The organism is Vibrio sp. SCSIO 43133, from assembly GCF_023716845.1.
Lineage (GTDB): Bacteria > Pseudomonadota > Gammaproteobacteria > Enterobacterales > Vibrionaceae > Vibrio > Vibrio mediterranei.
Genome location: NZ_CP068024.1, coordinates 2,826,246 through 2,847,382, shown reverse-complemented (window position 1 = coordinate 2,847,382; position 21,137 = coordinate 2,826,246). Strand labels below are relative to the sequence as shown.

The following is a 21,137-nucleotide window of genomic DNA, read 5'->3' as shown; positions in this document are numbered from 1 at the left end:
AGAGGAATCGACCTTGAAAAAATTAATGAAAGCGGCTGGACTTGGCCTAGTTATCCTTACGTCTTCACTGTTTGCAAACGCAGCAGAAGCGGCGCAGAAAATTGGCTATGTGAATACGCTTCAAGTTTTCCAAGCACTTCCACAGCGTGAAGCAACACTGCAAAAATTACAGAATGAGTTCAAAGACAAAGCTGCCGAGCTTCAAGCGATTCAAGCGGATGCAGCTAAGAAGATGGAAAAACTTCAACGTGATGGTGAGCTACTAGGTAAAGATGAAATCGAGAAACTACGTATCGAGATTGGTCAGCTAGATAGCAAATATAAGATCAAAGGCCAAGCTCTAGAAAAAGAGAGCCAGCGTCGTGAAGCGGAAGAAAAGCAGAAACTGTTTAAGACCATCCAAGAAGCAGTTGAAAAAGTAGCGAAAAAAGAAGGCTACGACATGATCATCGATATTCAGGCGGTTGGTTATGCAAAAGAAGAGTTCAACATCTCGAAGAAAGTTATCGACTCACTTAAGTAACAGTATTGCAGTAGGTTAGACATGACAGCATTGACGTTAGCACAATTAGCGGAGATTACTGGTGGGGAAATCCATGGTAATGAGAGCACGCTAATTAGTGCGGTAGCGCCTATGAACAGCGCAGGTGAGGGACAAATTACTTTCCTCACTAATGTAAAATACGCAAAGCATCTTGGTGAATGCCAAGCATCGGCAATCATGGTGAAAGCCAGTGAGTTAGAGCATTGCAAAACCAATGCTCTAGTGGTTGCTGATCCTTATGTGGCCTATGCTAAAGTCGCCCAAGCGTTAGATACTACTCCAGCTCCTGCTGCATCTGGTATTGCGCCAAGTGCAGTGGTCTCTTCAGAGGCCTGCTTGGGTGAGAATGTATCCGTAGGCGCCAATGCTGTGATTGAAGCCGGAGCAGAACTTGGCGACAACGTAATTGTCGGCGCGGGTTGCTTTATTGGAAAGGGTGCTAAGCTAGGTCGCAATACTAAGCTGTGGGCTAATGTATCGATTTATCATGATGTAGTGCTTGGTGACGATTGTTTAGTGCAGTCAAGTACTGTCATTGGTTCTGATGGTTTTGGCTACGCTAATGAAAAAGGCGAGTGGGTCAAAATTCCTCAAGTCGGTACCGTGCGAATTGGAAACCGTGTAGAAATTGGTGCTTGTACCACTATCGACCGTGGTGCGCTGGACGACACCATCATCGAAGACAATGTAATCATTGATAACCAGATGCAAATTGCTCATAACGTGCACATCGGATATGGCACAGCAATGGCTGGTGGTACTATTGTTGCTGGTAGCACCAAAATCGGTAAATACTGCCAAATTGGCGGTGCGAGTGTTCTCAATGGACATATCGAAATTGCTGATGGTGTTATTGTCACAGGTATGGGAATGGTCATGCGTAGCTTGCCAGAAAAAGGCATCTACTCATCAGGTATTCCACTACAGACCAACAAAGAGTGGCGCAAAACGGCTACTCGAGTCCATCGTATTGATGAGATGAACAAGCGCCTCAAAGCAGTTGAGAAACTGCTAGAGCAAACAGAAGACTAACTTCTGTGGCTTAAAAATGAAGGCTCGCTTAGGCGAGTCTTTTTATGTGTGTCAGATAACGCTAGGTTGAGCACTGCTTCCCCCCGAACTGACACTAAGTGGCATTTGGGTATATAATGCCTCTAGTTAGAAAAAGAATTGATAATAGGATTTTTACTTTGAGCACTGATACAAAAACAATGACAATCACTGAGATCCAGGAACTGCTTCCTCATCGCTATCCGTTTCTGTTGATCGATCGCGTTACTGATTATCAAGAAGAAAAGTATCTAACCGCCATTAAAAATGTGTCTGTGAATGAACCACAATTTACAGGGCACTTTCCGCAATTACCTGTGTTTCCTGGTGTGTTGATTTTAGAAGCTATGGCTCAAGCGACGGGTCTATTGGCATTTAAATCGTTTGGTGCGCCAAAAGGCAATGAGCTGTACTACTTTGCGAGTGTCGATAAAGCGAAGTTCCGCAAGCCAGTTGTACCAGGTGACCAATTGATTATTGAAGTGGAATTTATCAAGGAGCGTCGCGGTATTGCTGCCTTCAACGGCGTAGCAAAGGTTGATGGTGAGGTTGTTTGTTCTGCTGAGCTAAAGTGTGCTCGTCGAGAGTTTTAATATGATTCATGAAACCGCTAAGATTCATCCTAGTGCCGTTATCGAAGGGAACGTCACTATTGGTGCAAATACCACAGTAGGTCCTTTTACCTATATCTCAGGTGATATCACAATTGGTGAGAACAATGAGATTATGTCGCATGTTGTTATTAAGGGTCATACTACAATAGGTAACGATAACCGAGTATTCCCTCAAGCGATCATTGGTGAAGAAAACCAAGATAAGAAATACGGTGGTGAAGATACGCGAGTTGTGGTTGGCGACCGGAATGTTATCCGCGAGAGCGTACAAATTCATCGTGGTACTGTTCAAGATAAGACCCAGACAGTGGTCGGTAATGACAACCTTCTTTGTGTAAATGCTCATATTGCGCATGATGTGATTGTGGGCAACCACACACACATTGGTAACAATGCTATTCTCGGTGGTCATGTAACGGTTGGTGATCATGCTGGAGTTATGGCATTGTCGGCGATCCACCCGTTCTGCACAGTTGGCGCTTACGCTTATGTTGGCGGGTGTTCGGCAGTAGTACAAGATGTACCACCATACGTTCTTGCGCAAGGCAACCATGCAACACCGTTTGGTCTCAACTTAGTGGGATTAAAGCGTAACGGTTTCGAGAAGCCAGAACTGCGTGCTTTGCAAAAAGCGTACAAAGAGATCTACCGTTCAGGCAAGACACTGGCAGAGGTAAAGCCTGTGCTTGAGGAAATGGCGCAAGAGTGGGCATCAGTTCAGCGTTTTGTGGATATTTTGGAAAGCTCTGAGCGTGGCATTATCCGCTAACGTTGGTCACGTAAGTATAAAAAGATCGCTAATCAGTTAGCGGTCTTTTTCTGTTTTATGGTATTCGAGAAATTTGGCGAAAATAAGGACTGGTAATGGAACGACCATTGCGAATTGGTATCGTAGCTGGCGAACTTTCCGGAGATACTCTGGGAGAGGGCTTCATTAAAGCAATAAAGCAACAATATCCAGATGCCGAGTTTGTTGGTATCGGTGGCCCTAAAATGATAGCTCAAGGTTGCGAGTCTCTTTTCGATATGGAAGAGCTTGCGGTCATGGGATTGGTAGAAGTTCTTGGGCGCTTGAAACGGTTGTTGCATGTTAAAGCAGAGTTGGTGAAATACTTTACTCAAAACCCGGTAGATGTGTTTGTCGGTATAGATGCCCCTGATTTCAACTTGCGTCTCGAATTGGACCTTAAACAAGCTGGAACAAAAACGGTACACTATGTCAGTCCTTCTGTTTGGGCGTGGAGACAAAAGCGCATTCATAAGATTGCTGAGGCGACTAACCTCGTACTTGCTTTCTTGCCATTTGAAAAAGCTTTCTATGACAAATTCCAAGTGCCTTGTGAGTTTGTCGGCCATACTTTGGCTGATGCCATCCCTCTAGAATCGGATGCACAACAAGCTCGCGAGCTTTTAGGATTAGCGCCTGATAAAAAGTGGCTAGCGGTCTTACCTGGTAGTCGTGGTAACGAGTTGAAGATGCTTTCACAACCGTTTATTGAAACCTGTGTGAAACTACATCAAGACGACCCAAATCTCGGTTTTGTGGTGGCTGCTGTCAACGAAAAGCGTAAACAGCAGTTTATTGAAGCTTGGCAGCAAATTGCGCCTCAGCTTGAATTTCACATTGTTCAAGATACCGCACGTAACGTTATTACTGCTGCAGATGCAGTATTATTGGCGTCTGGCACCGTAGCTTTAGAGTGCATGCTACTTAAAAGACCAATGGTCGTTGGTTATAAAATGAATGCAATAACCGCATTTCTGGCCAAGCGTTTAGTGAAAACCAAATACGTTTCCTTACCAAATATTCTCGCCGATGATGAGATAGTAAAAGAGTTTCTGTTAGAAGCTTGTACGCCGGAAAACTTGTACAATGAGCTCACCAAGCTTCTTAATAGTGACAACAGTGCGGTGATTGCCAAATTCACGGAAATGCACCACTGGATTCGTAAAGATGCCGATAAACAAGCGGCAAATGCAGTGTTAAATCTAATTGGAAAGTTATGACAACGAAGAAAAAAAGTGCTGAGCTTCCCCCCTTTGATTATCCGCAAGGTTACTCACTAGTCGCGGGTGTGGATGAGGTAGGTCGAGGCCCTTTAGTGGGTGATGTCGTCACAGCCGCGGTTATCTTGGATCCCAACAATCCGATTGAAGGGTTGAACGACTCAAAGAAACTTTCCGAGAAGAAACGACTCGCCCTTTATCCTGAGATAAAAGAAAAAGCGCTGGCATGGGCAGTTGGGCGTTGTTCTCCAACAGAAATTGATGAGTTAAACATCCTACAAGCGACCATGGTAGCAATGCAGCGTGCGGTCGCTGGACTGCAAGTACAACCTGATATGGTGCTTATTGATGGCAACCGAACGCCAACGTTACCAATGGATGCTCAAGCGGTCGTTAAGGGAGACTTACGTGTCGCAGAAATCAGTGCAGCATCGATTATAGCTAAAGTCGTTCGCGACCAAGAGATGGAAGAGCTTGATCAGCAACATCCACAATTTGGTTTTGCTAAACATAAAGGCTATCCAACGAAAGCGCATTTTGAAGCCATTGAACAGCATGGCGTCATTGCAGAGCATCGCAAAAGTTTCAAACCAGTCAAACGCGCCTTAGGTATTAAAGACTAGCTCACGTTAGTCGTATTAAGGATCGTGATAGTACGATTCGTTAGAGTATGATTCGCCAAATAATCGTCATGGCAATTTAGGATTTATTATGTCAGACCCCAAGTTTATACACCTTCGAGTTCACAGTGACTTCTCCATGGTCGATGGCCTGTCGAAGGTGCCACCATTAGTAAAAAAAGTGGCAGAGATGGGTATGCCAGCAATGGCACTGACTGATTTTACTAACCTATGTGGGTTAGTGAAATTTTATGGTAATGCACACTCCTCTGGGGTTAAACCGCTGATTGGTGCTGACTTTGCTGTTCAGTCTGACGAATTTGGAGATGAGTTAACTCGCATAACAGTATTGGCAGCGGATAATACTGGTTACAACAATCTGACTTTGCTTATCTCAAAAGCATACCTTCGAGGCCATATCCAACATCAACCTGTGATTGATAAGGCGTGGTTAGTCGAGTTATCTGAAGGGCTTATCGTTCTTTCTGGAGCGAAAGAGGGTGATGTAGGTAAAGCGCTATTAAAAGGCAATACAACACTTGCTAAGCAGTGTGCTCAGTTTTATCAGACGCATTTTCCAGATCGCTACTATTTAGAACTGATTCGTACAGGACGACCTGACGAAGAAAGTTACCTGCATTTTGCCGTAGAGTTGGCCGAGGAGCTCGATCTTCCGGTTGTCGCGACCAATGAGGTCGTGTTTGTCGACAAAGAACTATTTGATGCTCATGAAATTCGTGTTGCGATCCATGATGGTTACACACTTGATGACCCTAAACGTCCCAAAAAGTACAGTGCTCAACAATATCTTCGTAGTGAGGAAGACATGTGTGAGCTGTTTGCGGACATCCCAGAAGCACTTCAGAACTCAGTAGAAATTGCTAAGCGCTGTAACGTGACCGTGCGCCTCGGTGAATACTTCTTACCTGCGTTCCCAACTGAAGGTATGAAAGAGACTGATTTCTTGGTGATGAAATCAAGAGAAGGTCTTGAGGAGCGTTTGGAGTTTTTGTTCCCAGATGAAGCGGTGCGAGCAGAGCGTCGTCCTGAGTATGATGACCGACTACAAATTGAGCTTGATGTTATCAACCAAATGGGATTCCCAGGTTACTTCTTGATCGTTATGGAGTTCATCCAGTGGTCAAAAGATAATGCGATTCCAGTAGGACCTGGACGTGGTTCAGGTGCTGGTTCATTGGTGGCCTATGCTCTTAAAATCACCGACCTTGATCCGCTTGAATACGATCTTCTTTTTGAGCGATTCTTGAACCCTGAACGTGTCTCCATGCCCGATTTCGATGTCGATTTCTGTATGGATAAACGTGACCAAGTGATTGATCACGTAGCCGAGATGTACGGTCGGGATGCGGTATCGCAGATCATTACCTTCGGTACTATGGCTGCGAAGGCGGTTATTCGTGATGTGGGGCGTGTATTGGGTCACCCGTTTGGCTTTGTTGACCGCATATCAAAACTGATTCCAGCTGACCCTGGCATGACGTTAGAAAAAGCCTTCAAGGCGGAGCCTGCATTGCCGCAGCTTTATGATGGCGATGAAGAGGTTCGAGACCTCATCGATATGTGCCGCATATTGGAAGGGTGTACTCGAAATGCCGGTAAACACGCGGGTGGGGTAGTAATTTCACCGACTACGATTACTGATTTTGCACCGATTTATGCCGACTCTGAGGGACATTTCCCTGTTACTCAGTTTGATAAGAACGATGTTGAAACGGCAGGCTTGGTTAAATTCGACTTCTTGGGTCTGAGAACATTAACGATTATCGATTGGGCGCTTGGACTGATTAACCCTCGACTCGAAAGAGAGGGTAAAGACCCAGTTCGAATTGAATCGATACCACTTGATGACTCGGCTTCATTCCAGCTGTTACAGAATTCTGAAACCACTGCGGTATTCCAGTTGGAATCGCGAGGTATGAAAGAGCTTATCAAGCGTCTACAGCCGGACTGTTTTGAAGATATCATTGCATTGGTGGCACTATTCCGTCCAGGCCCATTGCAATCAGGCATGGTTGATAACTTTATCGACCGTAAGCACGGGCGAGAGGCGGTCTCCTACCCAGATGAAACGTGGCAACATGAATCTCTAAAAGAGACTCTGGAGCCTACGTACGGCATCATTCTTTATCAAGAACAGGTTATGCAAATTGCACAGATCCTAGCGGGCTATACGCTGGGTGGTGCGGATATGCTGCGTCGTGCAATGGGTAAGAAAAAGCCGGAAGAGATGGCTAAGCAGCGTGCCGTCTTTGAAGAAGGGGCGATAAACAACGGCGTTGATGGCGAACTTGCCATGAAGATCTTTGACCTGGTAGAAAAGTTCGCGGGTTATGGCTTTAACAAATCTCACTCAGCGGCATATGCACTGGTCTCCTATCAAACGCTCTGGCTGAAAACCCATTACCCTGCTGAGTTTATGGCGGCGGTTATGACCGCCGATATGGATAATACAGAGAAAGTTGTTGGTCTTGTAGATGAATGCTTCCGCATGAAGCTCAAAGTGCTACCACCTGATATTAATGCTGGTCTGTTCCGCTTCAATGTTAACGAAGAGGGCGCGATCGTTTATGGTATTGGCGCGATCAAAGGGGTTGGTGAAGGTCCTATTGATGTCATTATCGAGGCTCGTAATAAAGGTGGCCATTTCCGAGATTTATTCGATTTTTGTGCTCGTATTGACATCAAGAAAGTCAACAAGCGAGTAATTGAAAAGCTTATTATGTCGGGTGCGCTTGACCGACTAGGCCCGCATCGAGCGGCGATGATGGCATCACTGAACGATGCGGTTAAAGCGGCGAGCCAACACCATCAGGCTGAAGCCTTTGGTCAGGCTGACATGTTTGGTGTATTGACTGATGCGCCAGAAGATGTGGAGCATAAATATACTCAAGTTCCACCATGGCCAGAAAAGGTATGGTTAGAAGGTGAGAGAGAAACTTTGGGGCTTTATTTGACGGGGCACCCAATAAACGCCTATCTTAAGGAACTTACCAAATACACCAGTTGTCGATTAAAAGACGCAACGCCAACAAGACGCGACCAATCGTTGACGGTCGCAGGTTTGGTGATTGCTGCTCGGGTAATGACAACCAAGCGTGGAACACGTATCGGACTGATGACTTTGGATGACCGAAGCGGTCGTATGGAAGTGATGTTGTTCTCAGATGCGCTAGATAAATATGCTGAATTGTTAGAAAAAGATAAAATAGTGGTCGTTTCTGGACAGGTCAGCTTTGATGACTTCAACGGTGGCCTTAAAATGTCTGGCCGCGAAGTTTTAGATTTAGGTAGCGCTCGTGAGAAATTTACACGAGGCGTATCCATTTCGTTGTTAGAGCAACAAATAGATGAGCGTTTTTACCAGCGCTTCACAGAAATATTAACCCCACACAAAGCTGGGACAGTACCTGTTAATATTTACTACCAGCGTGCCGATGCACGCGCAAAACTTACGCTAGGAACAGAATGGCGTGTAACGCCGAATGATGCGTTACTAGAAGAATTACAGCAGTTACTTGGTAAAGACCAGGTTGAACTCGAATTTAACTAATTGAGTCCCAGAGCAAAAAGACTTGGGGCTGAATCGATAAGGATTCACAGATGAGCTTGAACTTTCTTGAATTTGAAAAGCCAATTGCCGAACTAGAAGCAAAAATCGAAGCATTGCGTGACGTTTCTCGTCATGGTGGTGATAGTGCAATTGACTTAGATAAAGAAATTGAACAACTAGAGAAAAAGAGCTTAGAGCTTAAGAAAAAAATCTTTAGTGATCTTGGGGCATGGCAAGTGGCACAGCTTGCGCGTCACCCACAGCGTCCGTACACGCTTGATTATGTAGAGCATGTATTTACTGAGTTTGATGAACTGGCTGGCGATCGCGCGTTTGCGGACGATAAAGCTATTGTTGGTGGTATGGCTCGTCTAGATGGTCGTCCGGTTATGATCATTGGCCACCAAAAAGGCCGCGAAACAAAAGAGAAAGTGAAGCGTAACTTTGGTATGCCAAAACCAGAAGGTTACCGTAAAGCACTTCGTTTGATGAGAATGGCAGAGCGCTTTAATATGCCAATCATCACTTTTATCGATACTGCGGGTGCTTACCCAGGGGTTGGCGCAGAAGAACGTGGTCAATCAGAAGCGATTGCGATGAACCTTAAAGTCATGGCAGGTCTAAAAGTGCCAGTCATCTGTAACGTTGTCGGTGAAGGCGGTTCTGGTGGTGCTTTAGCGATTGGTGTAGGCGATTACGTGAACATGCTGCAATACTCAACGTACTCAGTAATTTCTCCTGAAGGCTGTGCATCGATTTTATGGCGTGACTCTGATAAAGCGCCGCAAGCAGCGGAAGCAATGGGACTAGTTGCTCCTCGATTAAAAGAGCTTGAGCTTATTGATGAAATCATTGAAGAGCCACTAGGTGGCGCTCATCGTGATGCGGTGCAAATGGCTGCTAATATGAAAGCGACATTGCTACGCCAATTAGAAGAACTCGATCAGTTGGATGATGACAACTTACTTGAGCGTCGCTATCAACGTTTGATGAGTTATGGCTACTGCTAAGTAGAAACTGTTTATATAATAAGGCGAGCGAGATGCTCGCCTTTTTTATTTAACCTAGGAAGAAACCATGACTCTGTACCAGCAATTTTCTCAAGTGCTTGATGAACAGCAATTGATACATGGCAAGATCATTGTTGGATTTAGTGGCGGGGTGGATTCACGTGTACTGCTGCGATTAGCAGCAAGGTATAGCAAACAGCATTCAATAACCTGTTTAGCGGTACATGTGCATCATGGATTAAGCGATAACGCAAATGAATGGCAAGTTCAGTGTGAGCGTTGGGCTCAAGAGGAGGCCGTTGAGTTTACCTGCGAGCGCGTAACATTGTCGCAAGACTCGGGAGAAAGCCTTGAGCAGTTGGCGCGTCAAGCTCGGTATCAAGCGCTGCGTCAACATATGCAGAGCGGCGATATTTTGCTTACGGGTCAGCACCTTGATGATCAAGCTGAGACCATGTTACTGGCCTTAAAACGTGGTAGCGGACCCAAAGGGCTCTCTTCGATGGCCTCTTCAATGAACTTTGGCTCGGGGAGGTTAGTTCGTCCACTCTTAAATATTGCACGACATGATATTGAGCGTTATGCGCAGCATGAGCAATTACAGTGGGTCGAGGATGAAAGTAATTCAGACACTCGATTCGACCGTAATTTTCTTCGTCAATCTATCTTACCCGTATTGAATCAGCGCTGGCCTAGTTTTGCTAAAGCTGCAAGTCGCAGTGCGCGCTTATGTGCGAAACAAGAACGGTTAATTAAAGAGTTACTATTGCCTGAACTTGAAGTATGTATGAATGAGTTCCAAGGGCTGAGTATTTCCACGATGTCATCACACTCTATTTTAAAGAGAGAACAACTACTTAGACTGTGGTTAGAAGCCAATACTTCGTTGATGCCTACTGAGGTGCAGTTTCGCAAAATTTGGCAAGAAGTGGCACTAGCTAAGCAAGATGCTAACCCGGAAATGAATTTGGCTGGTGGAGCGATTAGACGTGCTCAGGGGCATCTATATTGGGTTGAAGCTTATAAAGATGTCAGCGATTGGCAACAATCCTGGTTAGATAAAGACACGTTAGTGTTGCCAGATAACTTAGGCGTATTAAAGTTGGTTTCACCGAGCAAAGACGCAAAGATGACACTAGATCGCCAAACGTTGAATAGGTCGTTAAAAGTCATTTTCAACCCTGAAGGTTTGAGTGCTCACCCCCATGGACGAGCAGGATCTCGTAAGTTAAAAAAACTGTTCCAAGAGCTGAAAATACCTAGCTGGCAGCGACGTAGAATCCCAATTCTAATACAGGATGATAAGGTCGTTGCTGTTGGTAACTTATTTGTAGATAAAGCATTTTATGGTTCAGATTGTGAACTTGTATGGGACAAGTGACCACATTTCATGTCACAATCGTATACAATAATAAAGCGCCAGAAATGGCAAAGCGCAAACTAGAGTACACGCTGTTATCTGGCTTATATGGAAATACACAGAAGGTAAAGCAATGAAAAATATGGTAATTGGTGCAGTATTGGCTGCAGGCCTATTGAGTGGTACGGCGATGGCCGCTGACATTGAAGCTGGTAAGGCAAAAGCAGCGATTTGTGCCGCTTGTCATGGTGCTGATGGCATCGCAGTTATTCCAGGTTACCCAAACCTTAAGGGACAAAACGAGCAGTACTTAGCAACTTCTATCAAAGCGTACAAGAATAAAGAACGTACAGGCGGTTTGGCTGCTGTCATGCAAGCTCAAGCGTCAATGCTGAGCGACGAAGATATTGCCAACGTTGCTGCTTATTACGCTAGTCTGAAATAATCGCATTATCGATTTACTATTAGAGACCCGAAGATTGCCTTCGGGTTTTTTGTTTTCGTTGATTGTTGGCGCAGCCTGCCAGATAATGGTGTCAATCAATGAGGTTTAAGGGAAGAACATGAAAAAGATTGAAGCGATTATCAAACCATTCAAACTTGATGACGTCCGTGAAGCATTGGCAGAAGTGGGCATTACAGGTATGACCGTATCTGAAGTAAAAGGTTTTGGTCGCCAGAAAGGTCACACAGAGCTTTACCGCGGTGCTGAATACATGGTCGACTTTTTGCCAAAAGTAAAATTGGAAATTGTCGTATCAAGTGACGTGGCTGATCAATGTGTGGAAACCATCATTGAGACCGCTCAAACGGGTAAGATTGGTGATGGTAAGATTTTCATCACTGATATCGAACGTGTAGTACGAATTCGTACTGGCGAAGAAGATGAAGACGCTATCTAAGTCGAATCTCAAAGAATCATAAAGGAGTAGGTAACTGCTCCTTTTTCGTTTTAGAGAAGAGGTATTATGAAGTTAAAGTGGGTACTGCTTACTGGTGTCGCTATTGTGGGAATGACAGTGGGTGGTTTTCAATCGGTATTTACCGTGCGAGAAACACCAGAAATTACCAGTATTAAGGATAGCCAAGTTCAAACGGAGCTAAAGTGTTACCGCAATGACCATCCAGTTGCGTTGGACGAGTCCGGGCACTTGAATATTTTGGTTTGGAATATTTACAAACAAAATCGCGAAAACTTATTGCCCGAACTTACTCGTCTGTCCGAAGACCGACAATTGGTCCTACTTCAAGAAGCCAGCCTCGATGATACATTTTTAGATTGGCTACAGCGCTCGGACTGGGGGAGTAATCAAGTTAGTGCATTCAAAGCATTTGATGTCTCTTCTGGCGTACTTAATTTAAGCCGTACCATGCCTTCAATCGCTTGCGCGAATCTGCAAACCGAACCTTGGCTAAGATTACCTAAATCAGGCTTGTATGCGGAATACGCACTGACGAATGGACAAACTTTAATCAGTGTGAATCTGCACTCTGTAAATTTTACGATAGGAACAGAAGAGTATAAGCAACAACTCGAGTCCTTCAAGCAAGTACTCGAGAAGCATCAAGGACCACTGCTAATAGCAGGGGACTTCAATAGTTGGAGTGAATCACGACTCTCAGCGTTAAAACAAGCCCTACATAAATACCATATTAAAGAGGTCGAATTTCAACGTGATAACCGTAAGCGATTTATCACTGGTTTACCTTTGGATCACATTTTTTATCGTGGAATGGAACTGACAGGACAGCGCGTTCCTGAATCTGATGCCTCTGATCATAATCCTCTACTTGCTGAGTTTAGGATTGTCTCTAAGTAATTGAACCAATGAGGTGGTCAGACATTAAAAAAGCGGCGTAAACGCCGCTTTTTTAATGAGAACTAAGCACTAGTTTTGGTGACATCAACGTAGAGTTTCAGTTTTTGGCCCGGCTTAAGATATTTCTGTTTCTGAAGGTCGTTCCATTTAACAACATCGTTGGTACGTACTTTGAATTTCTGTGCAATACCGCTGATGGTATCCCCACTTCTTACAGAGTAGAAAACGGTGCGGATAATCGCGCCATCACTCGCATTTTTCCAGATTACGAGTTCCTGCCCAACTCTTAGTGTGTCACGAGGCCCCATACCGTTCCATTTTGCCAACGATTGGTGAGAAACTTTATTTGCTCTGGCAATCGACCACAAACTGTCACCACTGGCAACTTTGTGGGTCACTTTATAGTTACCACGAGATGTTGATTGTGTTTTTGCCAAGCGATTTGCTGCGCTTAATGAATAGGTTGATTCATCTTTGGTTGATGTCGGAACAAGAAGATACTGGCCCGCGCGAATATTGTTGCCTTTTAACCCATTGGCACTGCGAATTACTTGCGTCGTTGTCTGGTGGTCTCGCGCAATCACACTCAATGAATCACCTGACTTTACTTTATAACGCACAAGACGCATCCCTTTACCGCGATTCTGTTCTAGTTCGAAGCGGAACTTATCTAAAGTCTCGATAGGTAGCAGTAATGTCTGAGGGCCATCTGGTGCAGTTGCCCATTGGTTGTATGCAGGGTTATAACTTTGCAGTTCCTTAATCGAAATGCCGGCATATTTGGCTGCAATTGCAAGATCGAGCTGTTCATTAGGGTCGACCAATTCCAACACAGGCTTGTTTGCGATTGGTGGAATGTCGACACCATACTTTTCTTTGTTAGCCAGAACATCAGCTAGAGCCAGCAACTTAGGGACATAGCTGCTGGTTTCTTTCGGTAAATCGAGAGAGAAAAAGTCCGTAGGCTTACCTAAGTTACGATTTTTTCGAATCGCACTGTTTACTCGACCGCCGCCACTGTTATAGGCCGCGATCGCGTGATTCCAGTTGCCATCAAAACGTTTGTTCAACTGAGTCAGATAATCTAAAGCGGCTTGAGTCGATGCGGTAACGTCACGACGACCGTCATACCAGTAGGTTTGGTCTAGGCCGAACGCTTTTCCTGTTGCTGGGACAAACTGCCATAATCCTGCGGCGCTGCCATGAGAATAAGCGAAGGCATCAAAGGAGCTTTCGACAATAGGCAGTAACGCAAGCTCTAATGGTAGGTTACGTGCTTCTATTTCTTCAGTAATCAAATATAGGAAAGGCTGAGCGCGCTGTGAGACTGTTCTCAAGTGGCTAGGGTGTTTAATATACCATTCGCGATAATAGTCCACTTTAGCGTTGTCTGGAATCTCCATTTTTAGCTGCATAGCGATGCGCTGCCATACATCTTCTTGCTCTTGTGGCGTTAGTGCTTTTGCTGGAGTTGGAGTATCAACGGAAACGGGCTTTGTTGTATTAGTGGTTGCTGTTTCTGCAGGAGAGTTGGTGGGCTCTGTTGTGGTGTTGCTTGAATCTGGCTGTGTCATCTGACAACCGGCCAGCAACAGGGCTAAGGCCCAACTGTATTTCTTATGCATTTTGTTTGCTACAACCTCTAATTTGAACGGTTGTGCATAATACTAATACGGATTGGGCCAAACAAGCAGCAAAACGTTAAAATTCGTTTTTCCACTCACGTAATGCTGTAAAAGTTGATAGGGGATCATTATTGACAGTTCGGTTTGCTACCGAGCTCACAACTTCTGCTTGAGTAGTTCGTAAAAATGGATTGATGCGCTTCTCTATGGAAATCGTGGTTGGCAAGGTTGGGAAACCTTTAGCGCGTTTCTGATTGGCACCATCTCTGTACTCATGAAGGAACTCATTATGGGGCTCTACGGCCATGGCAAAGGCGAGGTTACTAAGTGTGTATTCGTGAGTGCAGTACACTTCCGTCTCTTCAGGCAGTAGAGTGAGTTTTTGCAACGAATTGTACATTTGCTCCGGAGTGCCTTCAAAAATGCGCCCACAGCCCGCGGAGAACAGGACATCGCCACAAAATAGCTTACCGTCGCCTACATAGCCAATATGATCGAGCGTGTGGCCCGGTAAATTGAGCACCAAAAACTCTTCATTGAACAAGTTGATACGATGTCCTTCACTGACATGGTGAGTAAGCTGTCCTATATTGGAATTCTCAGGGCCAAGAACGGTGATCGTCGGGTATTTTTCTACCAGTTTCTCTATGCCACCAGTATGGTCCCAGTGGTGATGGGTAATCAATATCGTTACTAACTCAAGTTGATTGGCTTCTAAATATTCGATCACCGGTTCAGCATCTCCTGGATCGACAACGGCGCACAAGTTCTGGTTATTTTGAATCAGCCAGATGTAATTATCGTTAAATGCAGGTATGCTTTTGATATGTAACATTGTTGTTTCTCCAGTTCAGTATGGGAGAGAGCGCGTAAATGAAGCCAGCACGCAGCAAGAAAAAAGTTGATCATCCCCATTCTTGGGAAGAGCTTGCCAACGGTCAATGGGTCTCTGAATCTATTCAAACGAGGCTTGATGAGTGGTGCCCCAAGTTCTTTGGCTATCATATGCTAAAACTTGGAGGACTGAGTTGTGAACTCACAAGCTGCAATTGCAACATTCAGCATCAAGTGAACCTTGATTCCAAGAACCCTCTGCACAATGTTATCGCTGACCGCTACGAATTACCATTCTTAGAGAAGAGTTTTGATGCTGTGGTAATGTCGCATCAACTTGAGTATGCCGAAGACCCCCATCGTCTACTGCGCGAAGTGGATCGAGTGATGATCGATGATGGTTACCTTATCATTACTGGCTTCAACCCTATGAGCTTCACCGGTCTTGCTAGCTTGATGCCTTGGAGAAAGAACAATTTCCCTTGGAGTGGTCGCATGTTTACGCCAAATCGGATAAAAGACTGGTTAGGGGTACTCAATTATCAGGTCGTCTATGCGGATACTTATGCGCTGTTTCCTATGAAACGATATCGGACGATGTGGACGTGGTTAGAAAGCAGTATTGGTGACTGGGCGTCGCCCATGGGAAGCTTGTATTTTATCGTAGCGAGAAAGCGAACCTACCCGCTTAAACCGATAAAGCCGCATTGGCGTCTAAAGAAAAAGCTAACACCGGCTAGTGTTAGCTATCGTACTGCAGATAAAAAGCAAAGCTCGTAAGCAAGGGAAAGCTATAAGCGGGAGAAACCTTAGCTTGGTTGATAGCCAGTGTCTTCTTCTGTTGGGTTTTCTGCAGCAGCTCTTGCTAGTTCATCACACATTTCATTTTCTCTATGACCTGCATGACCTTTCACCCAGCGCCAGTCAATATCGTGCCGTGCAGTCTCTGAGTCGAGTGCTTTCCATAGGTCCGCATTCTTAACTGGCTTCTTATCTGCGGTTTTCCAACCACGTTTTTTCCAGTTGTGTATCCACTGGGTAATCCCTTGTCGAACATACTGACTATCTGTGGTTAAGATAACGTTGCAAGGCTCTTTAAGTGTCTGAAGTGCAACAATGGTTGCCATCATTTCCATGCGATTGTTTGTTGTCAACGTATAGCCTTTGGCTAACGTCTTTTCGTTCTGTTTGTACCTTAGGACGATTCCATAGCCGCCGGGACCAGGATTACCCAAACAAGAACCATCTGTGAAAATTTCAACCTGCTTCGTCATGATTTGATACTATATAGCTCAGTAAGTTTATCTACATAGTCTGACATACAAAACATCATGAATACCAGTCTCAATTCAGAACAACGCAGAATCGTGGTACTCGATACCGAAACAACAGGTATGAACCGCGAAGGTGGTCCTCACTACATGGGGCATCGAATCATTGAAATCGGCGCGGTGGAAATCATCAACCGTAAACTGACTGGTCGCCATTTTCACGTCTATTTAAAGCCTGATCGTGAAATTCAACCTGACGCTATCGACGTTCACGGTATCACTGATGAGTTTCTATTAGATAAACCGCTCTATCATCAAGTTCACGAAGAGTTCTTAGACTTTATTAAAGGCGCAGAACTTGTTGCCCACAACGCGCCCTTCGATGTGGGCTTTATGGACTACGAGTTTGAGAAGTTAGGCGCTTCGATTGGTAAAACGGAACAGTACTGTAAGGTTACCGATACGCTTGCGATGGCAAAACGCATGGCGAACATGCCGGCAAGAAAGAACCTCGACTCGTTAGCAAAACACTACACAATAGATACGTCTGCTCGTGTTCTCCACGGCGCTTTGCTCGATGCGGAGATCTTGGCGGATGTATATTTGGCAATGACGGGCGGCCAAACTTCGATGCAATTTAATGCGGGGCAGTCCGATGGGGACGAAAGTGGTGGTGAAACCATTAAGAGGCTCACAACGGGAAGAAAATCGCTAAAGATCTTGCATGCTTCTGCCGATGAAATAGAAGCGCACAATTCGCGTTTAGATATTGTTGAAAAAGGTGGCAGTTGTCTCTGGCGCCTGTAGGAGAGAAACATGCAGAGGATTATTTTTGCGATGGCATTATGGTTATCGCTGACAGTTGGTGCATTCGCGACTGAGTCCTCAATGTCATTTCTTGATAACCGTTTTCGAGTTGACCAAACGGTGGAACGAATCACTTTTTTGGTTTATCGACAGGATAACTCTAAGCCGGTTACGCTAGTTCGCCCTGACGGTAAAAAATACTACGCTTGGCGTCATCCTGAAAATGTTCACTGGATTGAAGAGCCTAGTGTCGATGTCATTTCAATCGAAAAGCCAATGCCAGGCCCTTGGCAAGCCATTGGCAAAGTCACGCCCAAAAATAACATTCAAATCATTTCTCAGCTGTCTTTAAAAGCTGACACCTTGCCACAGCGTATTTATCAAGGTGAGAAGTTAAAGTTTACTGCCCGACTCATGACCGATGGCAAGCCGTTAATTGTTGAGAACATCCTCGACCGTGTGAACCTTAAAGTTGTGATGACGCGCTATTTAGAATCTCAAGAACAAACGGATAACAAGGTGCGCCCGGTACCTATTGTCATTGGTGAGTTTTATGATAACGGTGAAGGGTTGGATGAGCGCGCTGGAGATGGTGTGTTCACCGTTGAGCTACCTATTGAACTTGAGCCCGGGAAATACAATGTTCGAATTACTACAGGCAATGGGGTGTTTTTACGCGCTCTAGAGCAAGAAGTGCTGATTTACCCGACGCCATTTTCTAGCAAATTTATCCAAGGCGATGATAAGAAACCACATCAAATTGTAGTTCGCGGTGAAGTCGCGACGATAGAAGCTGGTAGTTTGGCCACCTCAATTGAACTGCAGTCCCCTGATGAGTCAGAGCAGGTCGTGCAACACCAAGCGGACGCAGGTAAAAACGATGTCACATCGTATTTTAACGACTTACATCAAATGGGGACTTATCATTGGACTGGCCATGTGTATGCCAATGAAGCCTCCACGGGGCGTTCGTTAGTGTTTGATCTTCCAATGCGTACCTTCAGTGTTGTTGGGGCTTTGGATTTAGAAAAAGCCGAGGAAATGCAAGCGGCGGCACGAGAAGCGAAGAAAAAAGCGGAACAAGAAGCGCAAATCCTTGCACATAGAGAACAAGTGAGAACTCGAGCAATACTGGCCATCGTGATCGGTAATCTAGTGCTTATCGTGGTGGGTGGACTCATCTGGTGGTTGGTTCGACGTAAGCGAGCCATTAAGGCTTCACTACCAGAAATGCAGTTAAATATGCCGCGTTAGTTTAGTAACGGTAATGACATAAAAAAGGGTCAGCAATTGCTGACCCTTTTAGCTATTTGGAATGATCAATTACCTAGAGTGATCAATTACGCGACTTCTTCCATTGTCGGGTAGACAGGCTTTGCTGCTAGCTCCTCTGGAGCAAAGTCATCAACGTTTATAGTGTACAGGCGATGTGCTTCTGCAGTAATAAGCAGTGTCGCCTCATCCTGAGTGATTAGGCCTTTCTCTAAACCTAGTGCTGCGACTTTATCAAGCTGCGTAAATGGACGACGCTGCTCAAGCGCTTTACACACTTTAGTAAACACCGGCTCAGCACGTAGAATGATATCAAGCGCTTGCTCAATACGACCTGCCGCATTGAACTCGGTTGGTTCTAGGTATTGACCACGACCCAAACGGCTTCGAGCTCCACAAGGGGTTTGTAAGATACGAGCCACTTGGCTATCAAGCTTATCTGAAGGCGCTTTGCGAACTGTGCCCAGTGGCAAGACGATAAAGCGCATCAAACGACCAATCGCTTTATTGGGGAAATTAGCCAAGAAATCGTCCAACGCTTTTTCAGTTTGCATTAGGCTATCTTGTAGACCCCAATGAAGAAGCGGTAAATCTTCGCTGTTACGGCCTTCCACGTCATAACGTTTCAATGCTGCACTGCTGAGATACAACTGACTCAAAATATCACCAAGGCGCGCCGATAAGCGTTCTTTACGTTTTAGTGAGCCACCAAGGACCGCCATAGACACATCTGACAGCAATGCTAGGTTGGCACTGTAACGGTTCAACTGTTGATAATAACGTTTTGTTGCGTCTTTCTGCGGCGTTGATGAACCACGACCATCAGTAAGACCGAGCCAGAAACTACGTACTAAATTACTGATCGTAAATGAAACATGGCCAGCAAGGGCTTTGTCGAATTTATCAACAGCATCATTGGCGGTAGAGTGCGCAGCATCCATTTCCGTTAAAACATATGGATGACAACGAATCGCGCCTTGACCAAAGATGATCATTGAACGAGTAAGAATATTGGCACCTTCTACCGTTACTGCAATAGGTGAACCCTGATAGCCGCGTGCTAAGAAGTTCGATGGACCAAGGCAAATGCCTTTACCGCCAACAATATCCATAGCATCGATAATGCTTTGTTGACCACGGTGAGTACAATGATATTTAACGATGGCAGAGATTACTGATGGCTTCTCGCCCAAGTCGATCCCTGTAACCGTAAGATGACTGGCTGCATCCATTACGTAAGCATTACCGCCAATACGTGCTAATGGTTCTTCAATACCTTCCATATGGCCGATTGGTTGTTTGAACTGACGACGGATACGAGCGTAAGCACCTGTTGCCAAAGCTGCTGTTTTGATACCGCCTGTTGAATTTGATGGTAACGTGATGCCACGTCCAACTGAGAGGCACTCAACTAACATACGCCAGCCTTGGCCAGCCATTTTTTGACCGCCGATAATGAAATCTAGTGGCACGAACAATTCGTTCGCTGTTGTAGGACCGTTTTGAAACGGAACGTTCAGTGGGAAATGACGGTTACCAATTTCTACACCTTTAAGATGTGTTGGAATAAGCGCACAAGTAATGCCCAAGTCTTCTTTGTCACCTAGCAGGCCATCTGGATCTCGAAGTTTGAAAGCGAGACCAAGTACGGTAGCGACTGGAGCAAGCGTAATGTAACGTTTATTCCATGTGAGCTTCATGCCCAAAACTTCTTTGCCTTCCCACTTGCCTTTACACACCACACCAAAATCAGGGATTGAGCCTGCATCAGAACCTGCTTCTGGGCTAGTTAGAGCAAAACACGGAATCTCTTTACCGACGGCTAGACGAGGTAAGTAGTAGTCTTTTTGATCTTCTGTACCATAGTGCTGAAGGAGTTCACCTGGGCCCAAGGAGTTAGGAACACCAACGGTAGATGAAAGGACACCCGACACGCCAGTTAGTTTTTGTAAAACGAGAGACTGTGCATACGCAGAAAATTCAAGGCCACCGTATTTTTTCTTAATGATCATGGCGAAGAATTTGTGGTCTTTTAGGTATTGCCAGACTTCTGGTGGAAGGTCAGCCAGCTCGTGAGTGACTTGATAATCGCTCACCATCGCACAGACTTCGTTAACAGGACCGTCTAAGAAGGCTTGCTCTTCTGCGCTAAGTTTTGGCTGACTAATATTCTGTAGCTTTTGCCAGTTTGGCTTGCCTTTGAAAAGCTCTGCTTCCCACCAAACCGTACCCGCATCCAATGCTTCTTTTTCTGTCTGAGACATGGCAGGAAGCACTTTCCTAAATAGTTTAAGCGCTTTAGCAGAAATCAGTGATTGTCGGATAGAAGGAACACACAATACCGCTACCGTAGCAACGTACAACGCCCATATGATGGCGCCAAATACACCGAGTAGTGAACCTAAGACCATAGCAGCGGTCACGAGTAATAAAGATTTTGCCAGCGATGCTCGTTGGTAGAAACTGAATCCAACTGCGCCGAGCAAGGCGACGAGAGAGAGCAAGATGTCCATGATTGTTCCTTTATCTGGGTACTTATCGTTGTTGTAGTGGTTGACCGTTTTAGTAATACGTAAGGTAAGAGGTCGTACCAGTGTTAATTGTAACTCAATTATTGCACAAATGTAAATTTTCAAAAGTAATTACTCTAATTCGATTCAAAAATGAGAGCTTTGTATAATTTCCCACCAGTTTCGAATGCGAAGCTATGAAAAACGAATCAGGGAGGGAGT

The 21,137-nt window shown here is 45.1% G+C and carries 19 protein-coding genes; 15 read left to right on the top strand and 4 right to left on the bottom strand.

Translation table 11 applies throughout. The features are described from left to right. Positions 1–13: 13 nt before the first annotated feature. The 12 genes from JKJ11_RS13400 (at position 14) to JKJ11_RS13345 (ending at position 12,596) form a co-directional block, all read left to right on the top strand. Complete coding sequence (locus JKJ11_RS13400; protein WP_038223300.1) at positions 14–523, top strand: OmpH family outer membrane protein; 510 nt, start codon at positions 14–16, stop codon at positions 521–523. A gap of 21 nt (positions 524–544) precedes the next feature. After that, a complete protein-coding gene (gene lpxD / locus JKJ11_RS13395; protein ID WP_006075358.1) occupies positions 545–1,576 on the top strand; it encodes a UDP-3-O-(3-hydroxymyristoyl)glucosamine N-acyltransferase in 1,032 nt (343 codons plus the stop codon). 116 nt (positions 1,577–1,692) lie between these two features. Beyond that, the gene (gene fabZ / locus JKJ11_RS13390) at positions 1,693–2,187 is read left to right on the top strand and encodes a 3-hydroxyacyl-ACP dehydratase FabZ (protein WP_370736793.1); all 495 of its coding nucleotides are present in this window, start codon (positions 1,693–1,695) and stop codon (positions 2,185–2,187) included. A gap of 1 nt (position 2,188) precedes the next feature. Beyond that, positions 2,189–2,977, top strand: a complete 789-nt coding sequence (gene lpxA / locus JKJ11_RS13385; protein ID WP_124940175.1) for an acyl-ACP--UDP-N-acetylglucosamine O-acyltransferase — start codon at positions 2,189–2,191, stop codon at positions 2,975–2,977. Between the two features lie 95 nt (positions 2,978–3,072). After that, complete coding sequence (lpxB, locus tag JKJ11_RS13380; RefSeq protein ID WP_252038321.1) at positions 3,073–4,215, top strand: lipid-A-disaccharide synthase; 1,143 nt, start codon at positions 3,073–3,075, stop codon at positions 4,213–4,215. Continuing rightward, positions 4,212–4,838 (top strand): ribonuclease HII, encoded by a 627-nt coding sequence (rnhB, locus tag JKJ11_RS13375; RefSeq protein ID WP_031496237.1) that lies wholly within the window; start codon positions 4,212–4,214, stop codon positions 4,836–4,838. The genes lpxB and rnhB overlap by 4 nt, the downstream gene beginning before the upstream one ends. Before the next feature lie 88 nt (positions 4,839–4,926). Next, on the top strand, positions 4,927–8,406 hold the full coding sequence (gene dnaE, locus JKJ11_RS13370) for a DNA polymerase III subunit alpha (RefSeq protein WP_088876133.1): 3,480 nt from the start codon (positions 4,927–4,929) through the stop codon (positions 8,404–8,406). A 50-nt stretch (positions 8,407–8,456) separates the two neighbouring features. Further along, on the top strand, positions 8,457–9,416 hold the full coding sequence (gene accA / locus JKJ11_RS13365) for an acetyl-CoA carboxylase carboxyl transferase subunit alpha (protein ID WP_006075352.1): 960 nt from the start codon (positions 8,457–8,459) through the stop codon (positions 9,414–9,416). Positions 9,417–9,483: 67 nt separating this feature from the next. Next, positions 9,484–10,797 (top strand): tRNA lysidine(34) synthetase TilS, encoded by a 1,314-nt coding sequence (gene tilS / locus JKJ11_RS13360; protein ID WP_252038320.1) that lies wholly within the window; start codon positions 9,484–9,486, stop codon positions 10,795–10,797. Between the two features lie 112 nt (positions 10,798–10,909). Then, positions 10,910–11,221 (top strand): c-type cytochrome, encoded by a 312-nt coding sequence (locus JKJ11_RS13355; RefSeq protein WP_031495636.1) that lies wholly within the window; start codon positions 10,910–10,912, stop codon positions 11,219–11,221. 118 nt (positions 11,222–11,339) lie between these two features. Continuing rightward, positions 11,340–11,678, top strand: coding sequence for a nitrogen regulatory protein P-II (glnB, locus tag JKJ11_RS13350; RefSeq protein WP_031495634.1), 339 nt, complete (start codon positions 11,340–11,342; stop codon positions 11,676–11,678). A gap of 66 nt (positions 11,679–11,744) precedes the next feature. Continuing rightward, a complete protein-coding gene (locus tag JKJ11_RS13345) occupies positions 11,745–12,596 on the top strand; it encodes an endonuclease/exonuclease/phosphatase family protein (RefSeq protein ID WP_107307139.1) in 852 nt (283 codons plus the stop codon). A gap of 62 nt (positions 12,597–12,658) precedes the next feature. On the opposite strand, the gene JKJ11_RS13340 is transcribed toward JKJ11_RS13345, so the two are convergent. Beyond that, positions 12,659–14,221, bottom strand: a complete 1,563-nt coding sequence (locus JKJ11_RS13340; protein WP_031493868.1) for a LysM peptidoglycan-binding domain-containing protein — start codon at positions 14,219–14,221, stop codon at positions 12,659–12,661. 76 nt (positions 14,222–14,297) lie between these two features. Beyond that, a complete protein-coding gene (gloB, locus tag JKJ11_RS13335; RefSeq protein ID WP_198558190.1) occupies positions 14,298–15,056 on the bottom strand; it encodes a hydroxyacylglutathione hydrolase in 759 nt (252 codons plus the stop codon). Positions 15,057–15,094: 38 nt separating this feature from the next. Between gloB and JKJ11_RS13330 the strand changes: the two genes are divergently transcribed. Then, the gene (locus JKJ11_RS13330) at positions 15,095–15,835 is read left to right on the top strand and encodes a class I SAM-dependent methyltransferase (protein ID WP_038227875.1); all 741 of its coding nucleotides are present in this window, start codon (positions 15,095–15,097) and stop codon (positions 15,833–15,835) included. 29 nt (positions 15,836–15,864) lie between these two features. Here the strand turns inward: JKJ11_RS13330 and rnhA are convergent, their stop codons facing one another. After that, on the bottom strand, positions 15,865–16,329 hold the full coding sequence (gene rnhA / locus JKJ11_RS13325) for a ribonuclease HI (protein ID WP_038227874.1): 465 nt from the start codon (positions 16,327–16,329) through the stop codon (positions 15,865–15,867). Positions 16,330–16,386: 57 nt separating this feature from the next. Between rnhA and dnaQ the strand changes: the two genes are divergently transcribed. Beyond that, on the top strand, positions 16,387–17,133 hold the full coding sequence (dnaQ, locus tag JKJ11_RS13320; protein ID WP_124940171.1) for a DNA polymerase III subunit epsilon: 747 nt from the start codon (positions 16,387–16,389) through the stop codon (positions 17,131–17,133). A 9-nt stretch (positions 17,134–17,142) separates the two neighbouring features. Next, positions 17,143–18,387 carry a TIGR03503 family protein gene (locus tag JKJ11_RS13315; protein WP_062460772.1) on the top strand — a complete coding sequence of 415 codons (1,245 nt, stop codon included), beginning with the start codon at positions 17,143–17,145 and terminating at the stop codon, positions 18,385–18,387. 86 nt (positions 18,388–18,473) lie between these two features. Here JKJ11_RS13315 and fadE read toward each other — a convergent pair whose 3' ends face one another. Next, a complete protein-coding gene (fadE, locus tag JKJ11_RS13310; protein ID WP_124940170.1) occupies positions 18,474–20,918 on the bottom strand; it encodes an acyl-CoA dehydrogenase FadE in 2,445 nt (814 codons plus the stop codon). Between the last annotated feature and the right edge of the window lie 219 nt (positions 20,919–21,137).

What these genes read in the sequence shown, in the direction of transcription:
- lpxD (WP_006075358.1), top strand. Translation starts at nt 545, where the DNA reads ATGACAGCATTGACGTTAGCACAATTAGCGGAGATTACTGGTGGGGAA.
- fabZ (WP_370736793.1), top strand. Translation starts at nt 1,693, where the DNA reads ATGCCTCTAGTTAGAAAAAGAATTGATAATAGGATTTTTACTTTGAGC.
- lpxA (WP_124940175.1), top strand. Translation starts at nt 2,189, where the DNA reads ATGATTCATGAAACCGCTAAGATTCATCCTAGTGCCGTTATCGAAGGG.
- lpxB (WP_252038321.1), top strand. Translation starts at nt 3,073, where the DNA reads ATGGAACGACCATTGCGAATTGGTATCGTAGCTGGCGAACTTTCCGGA.
- rnhB (WP_031496237.1), top strand. Translation starts at nt 4,212, where the DNA reads ATGACAACGAAGAAAAAAAGTGCTGAGCTTCCCCCCTTTGATTATCCG.
- dnaE (WP_088876133.1), top strand. Translation starts at nt 4,927, where the DNA reads ATGTCAGACCCCAAGTTTATACACCTTCGAGTTCACAGTGACTTCTCC.
- accA (WP_006075352.1), top strand. Translation starts at nt 8,457, where the DNA reads ATGAGCTTGAACTTTCTTGAATTTGAAAAGCCAATTGCCGAACTAGAA.
- tilS (WP_252038320.1), top strand. Translation starts at nt 9,484, where the DNA reads ATGACTCTGTACCAGCAATTTTCTCAAGTGCTTGATGAACAGCAATTG.
- JKJ11_RS13355 (WP_031495636.1), top strand. Translation starts at nt 10,910, where the DNA reads ATGAAAAATATGGTAATTGGTGCAGTATTGGCTGCAGGCCTATTGAGT.
- glnB (WP_031495634.1), top strand. Translation starts at nt 11,340, where the DNA reads ATGAAAAAGATTGAAGCGATTATCAAACCATTCAAACTTGATGACGTC.
- JKJ11_RS13345 (WP_107307139.1), top strand. Translation starts at nt 11,745, where the DNA reads ATGAAGTTAAAGTGGGTACTGCTTACTGGTGTCGCTATTGTGGGAATG.
- JKJ11_RS13340 (WP_031493868.1), bottom strand. Translation starts at nt 14,221, where the DNA reads ATGCATAAGAAATACAGTTGGGCCTTAGCCCTGTTGCTGGCCGGTTGT.
- gloB (WP_198558190.1), bottom strand. Translation starts at nt 15,056, where the DNA reads ATGTTACATATCAAAAGCATACCTGCATTTAACGATAATTACATCTGG.
- JKJ11_RS13330 (WP_038227875.1), top strand. Translation starts at nt 15,095, where the DNA reads ATGAAGCCAGCACGCAGCAAGAAAAAAGTTGATCATCCCCATTCTTGG.
- rnhA (WP_038227874.1), bottom strand. Translation starts at nt 16,329, where the DNA reads ATGACGAAGCAGGTTGAAATTTTCACAGATGGTTCTTGTTTGGGTAAT.
- dnaQ (WP_124940171.1), top strand. Translation starts at nt 16,387, where the DNA reads ATGAATACCAGTCTCAATTCAGAACAACGCAGAATCGTGGTACTCGAT.
- JKJ11_RS13315 (WP_062460772.1), top strand. Translation starts at nt 17,143, where the DNA reads ATGCAGAGGATTATTTTTGCGATGGCATTATGGTTATCGCTGACAGTT.
- fadE (WP_124940170.1), bottom strand. Translation starts at nt 20,918, where the DNA reads ATGGACATCTTGCTCTCTCTCGTCGCCTTGCTCGGCGCAGTTGGATTC.